This is a genomic window from Aeromonas sp. R1-1 (assembly GCF_040908495.1).
Lineage (GTDB): Bacteria > Pseudomonadota > Gammaproteobacteria > Enterobacterales > Aeromonadaceae > Aeromonas > Aeromonas veronii.
In genome coordinates, this window is the sequence record NZ_JBFODV010000107.1 from 1 (window position 1) to 13,867 (window position 13,867).

A 13,867-nucleotide genomic window follows, 5' to 3' on the forward strand; every position below is an offset into this window, starting at 1 on the left:
CCGCAAGGCTTTGTTCGGGTGATGTGGTCATGAAACGCATTCTGGTTATTTTTTCCCATCCCGCGCTGCAGAGCTCGCGGGCCAACAAGCAGCTGTTGCAGGCGATTGAGGGGCTGGAGGGGGTTACGGTTCACGACCTCTACCAGCACTATCCCGACATGTTTATCGATGTGAAGCGGGAGCAGGCGCTGCTCTGTGAGCACGACATTATTGTCTTCCAGCACCCGTTTTACTGGTACTCCTGCCCGGCCATCATGAAAGAGTGGATGGATCTGGTGCTGGAGTATGGCTATGCCTACGGCCCCGAGGCTCATGCCCTCAAGGGCAAGCAGTGGCTGAGCGCCATCACCACGGGCGGGGCGCCGGAGTCCTACTGCAGCGAGGGGTATAACAGCCGACCGCTGCTCGACTTTCTGCTGCCATTTCAGCAGGCGGCCACCTTGTGCGGCATGAACTGGCTGCCCCCTTTCGTGCTGCACTCCTTTCACAAGATCAAGGATCCCGCCGCCCTGCGCCGCTGCGGGCAGGACTACCGCCAGCTGCTTTGCGCCTTGCGTGACGATCAGTTGACCCCGGAGCAACTGGCCGGGCGCCCCTATCTACGCGACTTGCTGGAGGTGCTCTGATGAAACACGGGCAGCTTGTTGGCCGTGCTTATGGGCCGGATCTGATGTTCACACGGAGGGCTGACTGATGGGCCACGGGATCCTGTTTGATGCCTTTATCTACCTCTCCGCCGCCGTCATCGCGGTGCCGCTGGCCAAACGCTGGGGGCTGGGCTCGGTGCTCGGCTACCTGCTGGCGGGGATCATCATAGGCCCCTTCCTGTTGGGGTTGGTGGGGGAGCAGAAGGATGTGATGCACTTCGCCGAGTTTGGCGTGGTGCTGATGCTGTTTCTGGTCGGTCTTGAGTTGCGTCCGGCCCTCTTGTGGCAGCTGAAGGGGCCGATCCTCGGCACGGGCGGCCTGCAGGTGTTGCTTACCACGGCAGCTCTGACCGGCGTGGCGCACCTGATCGGTTTGCCGCTGCAACAGGGGCTGGCCATTGGCCTCATTCTGGCGCTCTCCTCCACCGCCATCGTTCTGCAGAGCCTGCAGGAGCGCAAGCTGATGCAGAGCGAGAGTGGTCGCTCCGCCTTTGCGGTGCTGCTGTTTCAGGATATTGCGGTCATTCCGATCCTGGCGCTGCTGCCGCTGCTGGCCATGGCGCCGGTCGCCAGCAATGGCGGTTCCGAGCTGGCGGGGTGGCAACATGGTCTGCTGGTGGTCGCGGCCATCTCAGGCATAGTGCTGGGTGGCCACTATCTGATGCGGCCGGTGTTTCGTGCCATCGCCCAGTCCCATATGCGGGAGATCTTCGTCGCCGCCGCTCTGCTGCTGGTGATCGCCATCGCGGTGCTGATGGAATCGGTGGGGCTCTCGCCCGCTCTCGGCTCCTTCCTCGCCGGTGTGGTGCTGGCCGACAGCGAATATCGCCATGAGCTGGAAGCGGACATAGAGCCGTTCAAGGGGCTGCTGCTCGGCCTGTTCTTTATGTCGGTGGGGGCGGGGATCGACTTCGGGCTGTTTGCCGAGCACCCCTTCCTGATACCAACCCTGGTCGTTGGCCTGATGGTGCTCAAATGGCTGGTGCTGATGGCGCTCGGCTTCATTATCCGCATCTCGCCGAGTCAACGCTGGACCTTCGCGCTGGCGCTCGCACAGGGTGGTGAGTTTGCCTTCGTGCTCTTCTCGTTTGCCGCGCAGAACCGGGTGCTGCCTGGTGAGACCATCTCGCTGCTGACGCTGGTGGTGGCGCTCTCCATGGCGCTCACCCCATTGCTGCTGATCCTCAACGATCGGGTGATCCAGCCCTGGTTCGATTACCGTAACCAGAGCGACGCACCGCAGCATGAACAACCTGAGCTGGTGGAGCATCCGGTGATCATTGCGGGCTTCGGCCGCTTCGGTCAGATCGTGGGGCGTCTGCTGCACGGTCACGGCATCGGTACCACCATCCTCGAGCAGGATGCCAGCCAGATAGAGACCCTGCGCAAGTATGGCTATCAGGTCTTCTATGGCGATGCCAGCCGGATCGATCTGCTCCATGCCGCCGGGGCACACAAGGCGAAGCTGCTGGTGCTCTCCATCAACGATCCGGCTACCTCGCTGGCGGTGATCGAGATGGTGCAGAAGCACTTCCCGCACCTGAAGATCCTGGCGCGAGCGCTGGATCGACCCCATGCCCACGAGATCCTGCGCCACGGGGTCGAGAGCGTGCATCGGGAAACCCTGGGCTCTGCGGTCGATCTGGGGGTGGAAGCCCTGACCCAGCTCGGTTTTCGGGCCAACCAGGCCTGGCGGGCGGGGCAGACCTTCAAGCAGCACGATAACTGGCTGTTGCGCGAGCAGGTCAACTATCTGGACGACGAACACACTTATATCAACAAGAGCCTGCAATACCGGGAGATCCTCTCCGATCTGTTGCAAGACGACGAGGAGGGGCAGGAGCGTATCCATGCCCACAACTGGAATAGCGGGCTACCCGACGACGACAAGGAAGCAAAATGATTGCCTATTACCCCATGTTCAAACACCTGCATATGACGCTGGCGCTGGTCAGTCTGCTGCTCTTTATCTATCGCTGGAGTCTGGCGCTGGCCGGCAGCGATCGGTTGCAGCAGAAGTGGCTGAAGCTCCTGCCGCATATCAACGACACCTTCCTGCTGCTGTTTGGTGTGTTGCTGGCGGTGGCCTTGCAGTTGAGCCCGAGTCAACAACCCTGGCTGATGGCCAAGCTGATTGCACTGGTTCTCTATATCGGTCTGGGTGTCATGGCGTTCAAGCGGCCGGCCCGCGGTCAGAAGCTGGTGGCCGGTGTGGCGGCACTGGCGGTGTTTGGCTACATGGTCGGTGCGGCCATAACCAAGTCAGCCTGGTCGTGGCTGATGTGAGCAAAAGGGGAGAGTCATGCTCTCCCCTGAAATCATATTCTGTGATGAATTAATTAATCGGAGTTTTATGCTGACAATAAATCGCAACATAGAACTTTCATTTGAGGGATTTTTGGCTAATTTTAGCCTCTAGCGGCTCCTTTTTTGAGTGAATTGTCTTTTTAAATCAATTGGTTAGTGTGTTTTGTATGAAAATGGCGACAGTTGTCGCAGCAAAACTTGCGACATAGACTGTCGCAAGTCACGACTAGCATACAGTCAACGCTAAACCAGTGAAGGCAAGCACCATGAGCAAGAAGCTGTTACGACAACTGACCTTGGCGCGTTGCATCCCGCACCGCCCTTACAAGCTGACCGCCAGCCAACTCCAGGTAAAACTGGAAGAGGAAGGTATCCACGTCAGTCTGCGTACCGTGCAACGGGACCTGGAGGAGATGTCCGGCATGGGACTGTTCGACCTCACCTCGGACGAGCGCAGCAAACCCCATGGCTGGTGCTTCGAGCGCCACGGCCTCAACGACTTTGCCAATATCATGCCGCTCTCGCTGGCGGTGGCCCTGAAAACCTGGAGTGATCAGGCGAGCCAACTGTTGCCGGCGAGTGTACTGACCGAATTGAACCCGCTGGTCGACAAGGCGAGTCAGGTGATCCGCGACAGCCAGAGCGAACTGGCCGAACGCTGGCTGGAGAGTGTCCACCAGTCACCGCGTCCGTTTGCCGGCAACCCGGAGATCCGCCGCAGCACCCTGATCCGCGATGCGCTCTGGCGTGGTCGCAAGTTCAGTGCCGAGATCCAGCGCGTGATCAAAGAGCGCACCGTGTGGCTCTGCTACGACCGTATCAACCCGCTCGGCATTCTCAATCAGCTGGACGGCCCGATCCTGCTCTGCACCCTCTCCGAGCTGGATCCCAAGGTCTACGGCATCCCGTTTGACCATATCAAGAACGTGGAGCTGACCAACTTCAGCGCCACCCAGCCGAAGGATTTCAATATCCAGAAGCTGATCCGCGATCAGGGCTATCAGGATGTGAGCGGCCCGATCCGCTTCGTCGGCCGGATCGATGCCAACAGCCAGTCGCTGGTGGATAATCAGATCCCCGGCAACAATCCACGCATGACCCGCTATGACAAGCGCAGTGTGGTGGTGGAGACTGAAGTGCAGGACACCCCGGAGTTTCGCAGCTGGTTGAACAACATCGGCGGTGAACTGGAGGTGCTGGCACCGGAATCGTTGCGCAAGGCCTATCTCAATCCGGCCAACCGCTTGAGCTGATTAAAAAATTGGAATGTTGAAGAGTCGAGCCTGGTCTCGGCTCTTTTTTTTGCGGTTTTTTTAAGCATATTTATTCAACTAATTTTTAAGTCTTAACGTCAGGATTGAACCGTTTTCCTGCCCCGTTTTTGGGGGTGAAACCCTTGTAAGAGATCTGCCATAGCGACTGTAAGAGGCTGGCGCTTTGAGCCGTACGCGAAGCCATGCCAGAATGATCGAGCTTTCCCGTGAAACTAAATAAGTGGCTGATATTAAAGGGTTAGTTTTTAAGTTCATTTTTTGAGATGGGAGCTGCATCGGATCTTTATCATCGGATGGCCCTTGTTCGGGGTGCGCATTTCCTTAGTATGGGTCTCACAAGGACGGAGCTGGTTCGGCAGGATGCAGGACAGCGCATAAAGATGGAATAGTCCGCAGGATGTGGACAAGGGACACCTCAGGATGAGCTCGATAATCAGGATGATTATCGTCACGGATGAATAAAGGAACACCGCGGGATGCGGCAGGACACTCTCGGGATGGGAGCAGAACGAACGGAACCTCGTTCTTCAGGATGAACAGGACCTCGCCGGATGCGAGAGGAATACTTCAGGATGAAGTGAGATAACCCGGATGGTTATCTGTCAGGAAGACGCAAGGAACCCCACAGGACGTGGTAATGGACACCTCCAGGATGGAGACAGTGAAGCAGTTCAGGATGAATTGCCAGGCCAGGAACGCCGCAGGACACGCCAACGGATTGGAAAGGGGATATTCCAAAGGATTAGGATAACGTCAGGGATTGCAGGGAGCATTGCAGTTCTACGGACAGGACGACACGACTCTAGGGGACGGCTACCGCCGTCCCCTTTTCTTTTATGGTTTGTCCGAGAGATTGCCGCGCTGGGCGGCGTTGACGATCTCTTGCAGGCGCTGACGAATGTCGACCATGCCAAACACACCAAAGATCAGCACAGTGACAAATTCGGCCTTGGTGACCGCGAAGTAGCGTTTGCAAGCTGCCTTGATCATGCTGGCCTGCAGCCAGTGCAGCAGGGCGACGATCACGCCACAGACCGGCAGAAAGCCGTTGAGTTTGCCGGGCAGAGGGGCAATCAGGCTCATCAGCACGCCAAACCAGAAGAACAATATCAGCCCCATCGCCAACAGATTAAAGACTCGCTTCATTGTTTACCTCTCTTAGATAGAGTTGGTAGCAGACCTGACCTGCCTGCTTGTCCTTGAGTAGTTGCCAGTTGGCAGGAAGTGCCAGATCGGCCATCTCCTTCTCCCGCTCCAGATAGATGAGAGCGTCCGGTGCCAGCCAGCCGCGCTGCTCCAGCAGTTCGCACACCTGCGGCAGCAGCTCGCGGCGAAACGGCGGATCGAGGAACACCAGATCAAACGGCGTGGCCGGGCCTTGCAGCCAGCTCACCGCATCAGACTGGATCACCTGACCCTGACTGCTGCCGAGGGCGGTCAGGTTCTTCTTGATCTGGTCGGCGGCCCCTTTGTCCATCTCGATCAGGGTCACCTGCTCGGCATAGCGCGACAGTGCCTCCAGTCCGAGTCCGCCGCTACCGGCAAACAGATCCAGGCAGCGGGTGCCGCGAATGTGGGGGGCCAGCCAGTTGAAGATGGTTTCCTTGACGCGATCCGTGGTGGGTCTGAGCCCCTCCACATCCTTGACCGGCAATTTGCGGCCTCGCCACTGGCCGCTGATGATTCTTACAAAGCCCGATTTTCCTTGTGGGGCGGGACTCTTGCTCGGGTTGCTACGGCTGGATTTCACTCTGGGCATCGCGTTTCATCGTCAGAAAATAAAGTGGTAGTATAAGGCGGTTCATTTTTATGCCGACCCGCCAAGGGACGGCTATCTTAGCAGTCAGCCTTTGATGTGAGTATTTTTAGATGGCAAAAGGTTTGTTTTCCTGGCTGGGTTTCGGCCGCAAGAAAGAAGAGGCTGAGGCTGTCCAACCACAGACACCCCAAGCCACCCCCGTTACCGTTGAGCCCGAGGTCACTGCTACCCCCGCTCCCGTTTCCGACACCACTGTTTCCGATAGTACGCCGGCTGTTGCCCCCGAAGTGCCTGCCAGCGCACAGAATTCCGTTTTGCAAGATGATTGCTGCTTGCCTACCGAGCTGGACGATCACGGCCCGCTGGTGGTGGAGGAGTGCGCTTCCGATCTGGAGCCGGTGATCGTCAACGAAGCGCTGATCGCCGAAGAGGAGCGTGCCGCTGAAGCCGCTCGCACTGCCGCAGAGGCGCAAGCCGCTGAGGTCAAGGCAGCCGAAGAGGCTCGTATTGCTGCCGAAGCTTGTGCTGCGGAAGAGGCTCGTATTGCTGTCGAGGCTCGCGCCGCGGAAGAATCTCGCATTGCCGCCGAGGCTCGCGTCGCAGAAGAGGCCCGCATCGCCGCCGAAGCTCGTGCTGCGGAAGAGGCTCGTATTGCTGCCGAGGCTCGCGCCGCGGAAGAATCTCGCATTGCCGCCGAAGCTCGCGCTGCGGAAGAGGCCCGCATCGCTGCCGAAGCCCGCGCAGTGGAAGAGGCTCGTATTGCTGCTGAAGCTCGCGCTGCGGAGGAGGCTCGTATTGCCGCCGAAGCTCAGGCAGCTGAAGAAGCCCGTATCGCCAAAGAGGCCCAGCGCGCGGAAGATATGCGCCTGGTCGCCGCGATGGAGGCTGAGGCCGCCGCCCTGGCTGCCCTGCCGCTGGCCGCCAAGGTGGACGACGACACCCAGGACAAACCGCAGCGGGAGGGCTTCTTTGCTCGCCTCAAGCGCAGTCTGGTGCGCACCAAGGAGAATATCGGCTCCGGTTTCTTCGGCCTGTTCCGTGGCAAGAAGATCGACGACGAGCTGTTTGAAGAGCTGGAGACCCAGCTGCTGACCGCCGATCTCGGTGTGGATACCACTACTCGTATCATCGAGGGGCTGGTGCAGCACGCGGATCGCAAGCAGCTCAAGGATGCCGAGGCGCTCTACGGCCTGCTCAAGCAGGACATGGGCGAGATGCTGGCCAAGGTCGAACAGCCGCTGGTGATCGACACCAGCAAGAAGCCTTATGTGATCCTGATGGTCGGCGTAAACGGCGTCGGCAAGACCACCACCATCGGCAAGCTGGCCAAGCAGTTCCAGGCCGAGGGCAAGAGCGTGATGCTGGCGGCGGGTGACACCTTCCGTGCCGCAGCGGTCGAACAGCTGCAGGTTTGGGGTCAGCGCAACAATATTCCGGTGATTGCCCAGCATACCGGTGCCGACTCCGCTTCCGTCATTTATGACGCCATCGAGGCCGCCCGCTCCCGCGGGGCTGACGTGCTGATCGCCGACACCGCCGGTCGCCTGCAGAACAAGAGCAACCTGATGGAGGAGCTCAAGAAGGTGGTGCGGGTGATGAAGAAGCTGGATGAAGAGGCGCCCCACGAGATCATGCTGACGCTGGATGCCGGCACCGGCCAGAACGCCCTGAGCCAGGCCAAGCTGTTCAGCGAGGCAGTGGGCCTGACCGGTATCACCCTCACCAAGCTGGATGGCACTGCCAAGGGCGGCGTCATCTTTGCGGTGGCCGACAAGTTCCAGATCCCGATCCGCTATATCGGGGTGGGCGAGGGGATCGACGATCTGCGTCCCTTCGTTGCCAACGACTTCATCGAGGCGCTCTTCAGCCGCGATGAATAAGTCCGGCCGCGATGAGTCAGCTCAGCCGTGATGAGTAAGTGTTCCATACCCCGACTCCGGTCGGGGTTTGTCAATTTCAGGGAACCGTTATGATTCGTTTTGACAAGGTCAGCAAGGTATACAGCGGTGGCCATCAGGCGTTGCAGAAGGTCAGCTTTCACCTGCGCAAGGGAGAGATGGCCTTTCTAACCGGGCACTCGGGGGCGGGCAAGAGTACCCTCCTCAAACTGATCAGCGTGATGGAGCGTCCGACCGATGGTCGCGTCTTCTTTCATGGCGATGATGTCAGCCATATCCAGCGCAGCCAGATCCCCTATGTTCGCCGCCAGATCGGGATGATCTTTCAGGATCATCGCCTGCTGATGGACAGAACCGTGTTCGACAACGTGGCGCTGCCGCTGGTGATCGATGGTTACAGCCATGCGGACATCAACAAGCGGGTGGCGGCGGCGCTGGACAAGGTGGGGCTGCTCGGCAAGGAGCGTTACCAGCCGCGCATGCTCTCCGGTGGTGAGCAGCAGCGGGTCGGCATCGCCCGTGCCATCGTCAACAAGCCGCCGCTGCTGCTGGCGGATGAACCGACCGGCAACCTGGACCCCCAGCTATCCATGGATATCATGCGGCTATTTCAGGAGTTCAACAATTTTGGGGTCTCGGTACTGATTGCCACCCACGATCTGGGGCTGATCGCTCGCATGCGCTATCGCACCCTGACCCTCAAGGCGGGTCGCATGTATTCGGCCGGGGAGGAGCTCTGATGGCTATCGTTCGTCATAAACAACCGCCGCTGCGCCGTCTGATGATGTACGGGGTTGACCATGTGCGGCAGGCGTTTGCCAGTCTCGGAGAGTTGTGGCGCAATCCGCTCGCCTCCCTGATGACGCTGGCGGTGCTTGGCGTCAGTCTGGCGCTGCCATCCTGCTTCCACGTGCTGCTGAAAAACGCCGAGGTGGTGGAGGGGAGCTGGCAGAGCAGTTCCCAGATCTCTCTTTACCTGCGCAAGGATCTGCCGGAGCAGAGCATTCTCGATCTGCAGCACCGGATCCTGCTCTATCCCGAGGTGGATTCGGTCACCTACCTGAGTCGTGACGATGCGTTGCGGGAGTTTCGCGAGATCTCCGGCTTTGGCGATGCCCTCGATTATCTGGACAGCAACCCGCTACCGCCGGTGCTGAGCGTCATCCCGGATCCGCGCTGGCAGAACCCGGAAGGGGCCGCCGAGCTGCTCAGCAAGCTCAATAATGAGGTGGGGGTCGAGCAGGGCAAGCTGGATCTGCAGTGGCTGACCCGGCTGCAGGGGATCATGAACCTGCTGCGCCACACCATTACCGGTATCGCGGTGCTGCTGCTCTCCGCCGTGTTGCTGATTGTCGGCAATACCCTGCGTCTCAACATCCTCAACCAGCGTTCCGAGATTGAAGTGCTCAAGCTGGTGGGGGCGACCGACTCCTTCATTCATCGCCCTTTCCTCTATACCGGTATCTGGTTCGGGGTGATCGGCGGCATGCTGGCCTGGTGGCTGACCGAAGTGATGGTGATCTGGAGCGAAGGGGTGGTGAAGGAGCTGGCGGGCTTGTATAACAGTAATTTCCGGCTGGTTGGCATGGGAGCGGTAGACGGGATCAATCTGATCTTGCTGGGCGCCCTGCTGGGGCTGATTGCCTCCTGGTTTTCGGTCCATCGCCACATTCGCGACATCGAACCATCCTGATTACTTTGTCATCAAAGTAAATCGCTGGATTTTGAGAGGCGGATCAAGTAAAAGAGGGGCCGTTTCTGGCTTGGCCCCCATAGTCAGAGTATTCTGAATAACAATGATCTTCCGGATCTTCGCTAGATCCAGTGAACCTTCTGATTTATAAGCAGTCTATTAAAGCTGAAGCATTTATACGGGTGTGGCCCCTCTGCCTTGCTCGTCAGACTTGGCAAGCATGTGAAGGTTGCGAGCTCCGCAACAATGGACTTAGCATGCTACTTTTCGGGGGTCCTTCATTGTGACCCCCTTTTTTTGACTGTTCATTCATGATTCATCCTGCAGGCTTAAGATAAGCCGGTCTAAAACTGGGCATGTTCTTTGATACACGCCGCAGAATGGCATCCGGTCAGTAGACAGACCCTCTCAGGGTGTTAGACTGATTCGATTGAAAAGTAAGAGGTAACAGATGGGAACTTCATTGCAGCGCACTATGGCTCTGATTCCGCAAGGTAGTCTGGAAGGCTATATCCAGGCAGTAAACTCTATTCCTGTGCTGAGCGCAGAGGAAGAGCGTGAACTGGCTGAGCGTTTGCAGCAGGATGGCGATCTCGAGGCTGCCCGCCAGCTGGTTATGTCGCACCTGCGCTTTGTCGTTCATGTCGCCAAAAGTTATGCCGGTTACGGCTTACCACAGGCTGATCTGGTTCAGGAAGGCAACATCGGCCTGATGAAAGCGGTCAAGCGCTTCGACCCGAGTGTCGGCGTGCGTTTGGTCTCCTTTGCCGTGCACTGGATCAAGGCCGAAATCCACGAATATGTTCTGCGCAACTGGCGCATGGTCAAGGTGGCGACCACCAAGGCCCAGCGCAAGCTCTTCTTCAACCTGCGCAAATCCAAAAAACGTCTGGGCTGGCTGAACCACGAAGAGGTGCAGGCCGTGGCGGCCGATCTCGGCGTTTCTGCCGCTGACGTGACCGAAATGGAAGCGCGGATGGCCAACTACGATCAGGCGTTCGATCTGGTGGGTGATGATGAAGAAGAAGGCGGTTTCGCTCCGGTTCACTATCTGGAGGACAAATCCTCCGATCTGGCAGCGACCATCGAGAATGACAACTGGGACGATCACGCGACCCGTCGTCTGAGCTCGGCTCTCGCCACCCTGGATGAGCGCAGCCAGCACATCATCCGCGCCCGCTGGCTCGATGATGACAGCAAGACCACTCTGCAGGAGCTGGCCGATACCTACGGCGTCTCTGCCGAGCGTGTGCGTCAGCTTGAGAAAAACGCACTCAAGAAGCTGAAAGATGCCATGGAAGCCTGATGCTTCCTCTCATAAAAACAGGGCCTGATGGCCCTGTTTTTGTTTCGCAGGGATCTGGTCGGCCTTGCTTTGGTTACCCTTGAGTGTGTTATGTTGCCGCCACTGCCACATTAGGGAGAGCAGAAGTGAAACTGTTGAACGACCTGTTTACCAACAACCGTGAGTGGGCCGAACGGATCAAAGCCGAAGATCCCAATTTCTTTGCCACTCTTTCTGCCCAGCAGGCCCCCGAATACCTCTGGATCGGTTGTTCCGACAGCCGGGTCCCCGCCAACCAACTGATGGGGTTGCTGCCGGGGGACGTCTTCGTCCACCGCAACGTCGCCAATCTGGTGGTACATACCGATTTCAACTGCCTCTCCGTGCTGCAATACGCGGTAGAAGTGCTCAAGGTGAAGCACATCATCGTCTGCGGTCACTACGGTTGCGGTGGCGTCAAGGCCGCGATGCAGAACCAGGAGCTGGGGCTCATCGACAACTGGCTGCGCAACATCAAGGATGTCTACTTCAAATACGGTGAAGAGCTCGAGGCCATCGAGGATGAGCACGAGCGCTTCGACTACCTGTGCGAGCTGAACGTGGCCGAGCAGGTCGCCAACGTCTGCCACACCACCATCATCCAGAACGCCTGGCGCAAGGGGCAGGAGCTGGCCGTTCACGGCTGGATCTACGGGATCAAGGATGGCTTGCTGCACGATCTCGATCTCTGCATCAGCGGGCCGGATCAGATCCCCGATGTCTATCGCGCCTGGCCGGACATGCGTCCGCCCCACCGTCGGCGCTAGGGAGCTTCATGGTGGCGCCAGCTCTCTATCTGCAGATCAAGCAGCATATTCTGGACGGGATCCGCGAACGCCACTATCAGGCGGGGGATAGGATCCCGACCGAAGCGGCCCTGTGCGAGCAGTTCACCGTGAGCCGGATGACGGTCAACCGGGCGCTGCGGGAACTGGTGGCGGAAGGTTGGTTGGTGCGTACCGCCGGTTCCGGCAGCTTCGTGGCGGACCGGCGCACCGAATCGCCGCTGCTGGCTATTCGCAATATTGCCGACGAGATCGCCGAGCGTGGCGGCGAGTACAGCGCCCGGGTGATCCGGCTGCAGCGGCTGGCCGCCGACGAGAAGGTGGCGGTGCAACTGGGGCTGCGGGTTGGCGCCCCCATCTTTCACAGCCTCATCGTCCATCAGGCCGATGGGGAGCCGTTGCAATTGGAGGAGCGCTTCGTCGATGCCGGGCGCTTGCCGGGCTATGGTGAGCAGGATTTTACCCAACAGACCCCCAACCGCTATCTGATGGATGTCTGCCCCCTCTCCGAGATGGAGCACGTGGTGGAAGCCGTGCTGCCCAGCGCCGGTGAGGCGGGATTGTTGCAGATCCGCGTAGATTCCCCCTGCCTATTGTTGCACCGGCGTACCTGGTCGGAGGGGCATCTGGTCTCCTATGCCCGTTTGCTCTCCCCCGGTTCCCGCTACAAGCTAAGCTCCAAGACTCAGTTAGAGTAAATGTATATACAACTCGATTTTACAAAGCCCACCTCCTGGTGGGCTTTTTTGTGCTTAAACTCTAAGTTTGATGCTGTTATCAGGATGTGAACTTCGCTCTTTCTTTCGTCATAGAGATCGACTATAAGAATATGTATATACATTTGAGGTCGCTATGAACAAGGAACTGTTGAACTGCGAGCGGGTCTGGCTCAACGTGACGCCCGCTACCCTGAATGATGAGCTGGCCGACTACGGCCTGCTGCCGCTCCAGGCCATCGGCGTGAAGGATGGCAAGATCCACGCGCTGGTGCCGATGGCCGAACTGAAGGGGTCGTATCCCGCTCACTGGCAGGATATGCGGGGCAAGCTGGTCACCCCCGGCCTTATCGATTGTCACACCCATCTGGTCTTCGCCGGCAGCCGTGCCGAAGAGTTCGAGCTGCGTCAGCAGGGAGTGCCCTATGCCGAGATCGCCCGTCGGGGCGGTGGCATCATCAGCACGGTGCGTGCCACCCGTGCCGCCAGCGAAGAGCAACTGTTCGAGCTGGCGTTGCCGAGGGTGACATCCCTGATCCGCGAGGGTGTTACCACTGTGGAGATCAAGTCCGGCTATGGCCTGACGCTGGATGACGAACTCAAGATGCTGCGGGTGGCCCGCCGACTGGGAGAGGCGTTGCCGATCCGGGTCAAGACCACTCTGCTGGCGGCCCATGCTGTGCCGCCGGAGTATCGCGATGATCCCGACAGCTGGGTCGAGACCATCTGTCAGGAGATTATTCCGGCCGCCGCCGAGGCGGGTCTGGCCGATGCGGTGGATGTCTTCTGCGAGCATATCGGCTTCTCGCTGGCCCAGACCGAGCAGGTCTATCTGGCGGCGGATCAATACGGCCTGCCGGTGAAAGGGCATATGGATCAGCTCTCCAACCTTGGTGGCAGCACCCTCGCCGCCAACTTCGGCGCCCTTTCGGTGGATCATCTGGAGTATCTGGATCCGCAGGGGATCCTGGCGCTGGCCCAGCGCGGCGTAGTCGCTACCCTGCTGCCCACCGCCTTCTATTTTCTCAAAGAGACCAAACTGCCGCCGGTCGCCGCGCTGCGCAAGGCGGGGGTGGCGATGGCGGTCTCCTCCGACATCAACCCGGGCACGGCCCCCATCGTCTCGCTGCGGATGGCGATGAACATGGCCTGTACCCTGTTTGGTCTGACTCCGGTGGAGGCGATGGTCGGGGTGACCCGCCACGCTGCCAAAGCGCTTGGCGAGCAGGAGCGCCTTGGCCAGCTCAGGGTGGGGATGGCGGCCGATTTCCTGATCTGGCACTGCGCCCATCCGGCCGAGTTGAGCTACATGGTCGGCGTCGATCAGCTGGCAGGCCGCATCTTCAACGGCGAGGAGACCCTCCATGGATAAATTCAACCAGGTCGACATGTCGCTCTGGCAGGGACGACAGGATCCGGAAGATGGTGAACTGGCCCTGCGCTGGCATGACAAGTTGCAGCCCT

Annotated in this window: 13 protein-coding genes and 1 pseudogene; 12 read left to right on the top strand and 2 right to left on the bottom strand. The window is 59.1% G+C overall.

Going from position 1 to position 13,867, the window contains the following annotated elements:
* The first annotated feature begins 29 nt into the window (after window positions 1-29).
* From AB5Y92_RS06395 to AB5Y92_RS06410, 4 genes are all read left to right on the top strand, one after another.
* Window positions 30-626, top strand: a complete 597-nt coding sequence (locus tag AB5Y92_RS06395) for an NAD(P)H-dependent oxidoreductase (RefSeq protein ID WP_005339958.1) — start codon at window positions 30-32, stop codon at window positions 624-626.
* A gap of 67 nt (window positions 627-693) precedes the next feature.
* A complete protein-coding gene (locus AB5Y92_RS06400) occupies window positions 694-2,550 on the top strand; it encodes a monovalent cation:proton antiporter-2 (CPA2) family protein (RefSeq protein ID WP_005357666.1) in 1,857 nt (618 codons plus the stop codon).
* On the top strand, window positions 2,547-2,933 hold the full coding sequence (locus tag AB5Y92_RS06405) for a SirB2 family protein (protein ID WP_204481763.1): 387 nt from the start codon (window positions 2,547-2,549) through the stop codon (window positions 2,931-2,933). The genes AB5Y92_RS06400 and AB5Y92_RS06405 overlap by 4 nt, the downstream gene beginning before the upstream one ends.
* A gap of 287 nt (window positions 2,934-3,220) precedes the next feature.
* Window positions 3,221-4,207: a YafY family protein gene (locus AB5Y92_RS06410; protein WP_236317217.1), complete on the top strand. Its 987-nt coding sequence runs from the start codon at window positions 3,221-3,223 to the stop codon at window positions 4,205-4,207.
* A gap of 855 nt (window positions 4,208-5,062) precedes the next feature.
* Here AB5Y92_RS06410 and AB5Y92_RS06415 read toward each other — a convergent pair.
* Both AB5Y92_RS06415 and rsmD read right to left on the bottom strand, forming a co-directional pair.
* Entirely contained in the window at window positions 5,063-5,374 is a 312-nt protein-coding gene (locus AB5Y92_RS06415; RefSeq protein WP_042052536.1) for a DUF1145 domain-containing protein, read from the bottom strand.
* Complete coding sequence (gene rsmD / locus AB5Y92_RS06420) at window positions 5,358-5,987, bottom strand: 16S rRNA (guanine(966)-N(2))-methyltransferase RsmD (protein ID WP_088870315.1); 630 nt, start codon at window positions 5,985-5,987, stop codon at window positions 5,358-5,360. The genes AB5Y92_RS06415 and rsmD overlap by 17 nt, the downstream gene beginning before the upstream one ends.
* A 110-nt stretch (window positions 5,988-6,097) precedes the next feature.
* Here rsmD and ftsY point away from each other — a divergent pair, with 110 nt between their 5' ends.
* From ftsY to AB5Y92_RS06460, 8 genes and pseudogenes are all read left to right on the top strand, one after another.
* The gene (ftsY, locus tag AB5Y92_RS06425; RefSeq protein WP_368226010.1) at window positions 6,098-7,867 is read left to right on the top strand and encodes a signal recognition particle-docking protein FtsY; all 1,770 of its coding nucleotides are present in this window, start codon (window positions 6,098-6,100) and stop codon (window positions 7,865-7,867) included.
* A gap of 89 nt (window positions 7,868-7,956) precedes the next feature.
* Window positions 7,957-8,625, top strand: coding sequence for a cell division ATP-binding protein FtsE (gene ftsE / locus AB5Y92_RS06430; RefSeq protein ID WP_005339995.1), 669 nt, complete (start codon window positions 7,957-7,959; stop codon window positions 8,623-8,625).
* Entirely contained in the window at window positions 8,625-9,578 is a 954-nt protein-coding gene (gene ftsX / locus AB5Y92_RS06435) for a permease-like cell division protein FtsX (RefSeq protein ID WP_005339996.1), read from the top strand. Before ftsE ends, ftsX begins: the two co-directional genes overlap by 1 nt.
* 451 nt (window positions 9,579-10,029) lie before the next feature.
* The gene (rpoH, locus tag AB5Y92_RS06440; RefSeq protein ID WP_368226012.1) at window positions 10,030-10,884 is read left to right on the top strand and encodes an RNA polymerase sigma factor RpoH; all 855 of its coding nucleotides are present in this window, start codon (window positions 10,030-10,032) and stop codon (window positions 10,882-10,884) included.
* A gap of 125 nt (window positions 10,885-11,009) precedes the next feature.
* Window positions 11,010-11,669 (top strand): carbonate dehydratase, encoded by a 660-nt coding sequence (can, locus tag AB5Y92_RS06445; protein WP_042076162.1) that lies wholly within the window; start codon window positions 11,010-11,012, stop codon window positions 11,667-11,669.
* A gap of 11 nt (window positions 11,670-11,680) precedes the next feature.
* On the top strand, window positions 11,681-12,385 hold the full coding sequence (gene hutC, locus AB5Y92_RS06450; protein WP_041202413.1) for a histidine utilization repressor: 705 nt from the start codon (window positions 11,681-11,683) through the stop codon (window positions 12,383-12,385).
* 154 nt (window positions 12,386-12,539) lie between these two features.
* Window positions 12,540-13,775: an imidazolonepropionase gene (gene hutI, locus AB5Y92_RS06455; RefSeq protein WP_368226015.1), complete on the top strand. Its 1,236-nt coding sequence runs from the start codon at window positions 12,540-12,542 to the stop codon at window positions 13,773-13,775.
* Window positions 13,768-13,867 (top strand): annotated as a pseudogene (locus AB5Y92_RS06460) (formimidoylglutamase); the annotation flags it as partial. The gene hutI and the pseudogene AB5Y92_RS06460, both read left to right, overlap by 8 nt.

Coding starts and splice junctions, on each gene's coding strand:
- ftsY (WP_368226010.1), top strand. CDS start 6,098: ATGGCAAAAGGTTTGTTTTCCTGGCTGGGTTTCGGCCGCAAGAAAGAA.
- rsmD (WP_088870315.1), bottom strand. CDS start 5,987: ATGCCCAGAGTGAAATCCAGCCGTAGCAACCCGAGCAAGAGTCCCGCC.
- AB5Y92_RS06400 (WP_005357666.1), top strand. CDS start 694: ATGGGCCACGGGATCCTGTTTGATGCCTTTATCTACCTCTCCGCCGCC.
- ftsE (WP_005339995.1), top strand. CDS start 7,957: ATGATTCGTTTTGACAAGGTCAGCAAGGTATACAGCGGTGGCCATCAG.
- AB5Y92_RS06405 (WP_204481763.1), top strand. CDS start 2,547: ATGATTGCCTATTACCCCATGTTCAAACACCTGCATATGACGCTGGCG.
- ftsX (WP_005339996.1), top strand. CDS start 8,625: ATGGCTATCGTTCGTCATAAACAACCGCCGCTGCGCCGTCTGATGATG.
- rpoH (WP_368226012.1), top strand. CDS start 10,030: ATGGGAACTTCATTGCAGCGCACTATGGCTCTGATTCCGCAAGGTAGT.
- AB5Y92_RS06415 (WP_042052536.1), bottom strand. CDS start 5,374: ATGAAGCGAGTCTTTAATCTGTTGGCGATGGGGCTGATATTGTTCTTC.
- AB5Y92_RS06410 (WP_236317217.1), top strand. CDS start 3,221: ATGAGCAAGAAGCTGTTACGACAACTGACCTTGGCGCGTTGCATCCCG.
- hutI (WP_368226015.1), top strand. CDS start 12,540: ATGAACAAGGAACTGTTGAACTGCGAGCGGGTCTGGCTCAACGTGACG.
- AB5Y92_RS06395 (WP_005339958.1), top strand. CDS start 30: ATGAAACGCATTCTGGTTATTTTTTCCCATCCCGCGCTGCAGAGCTCG.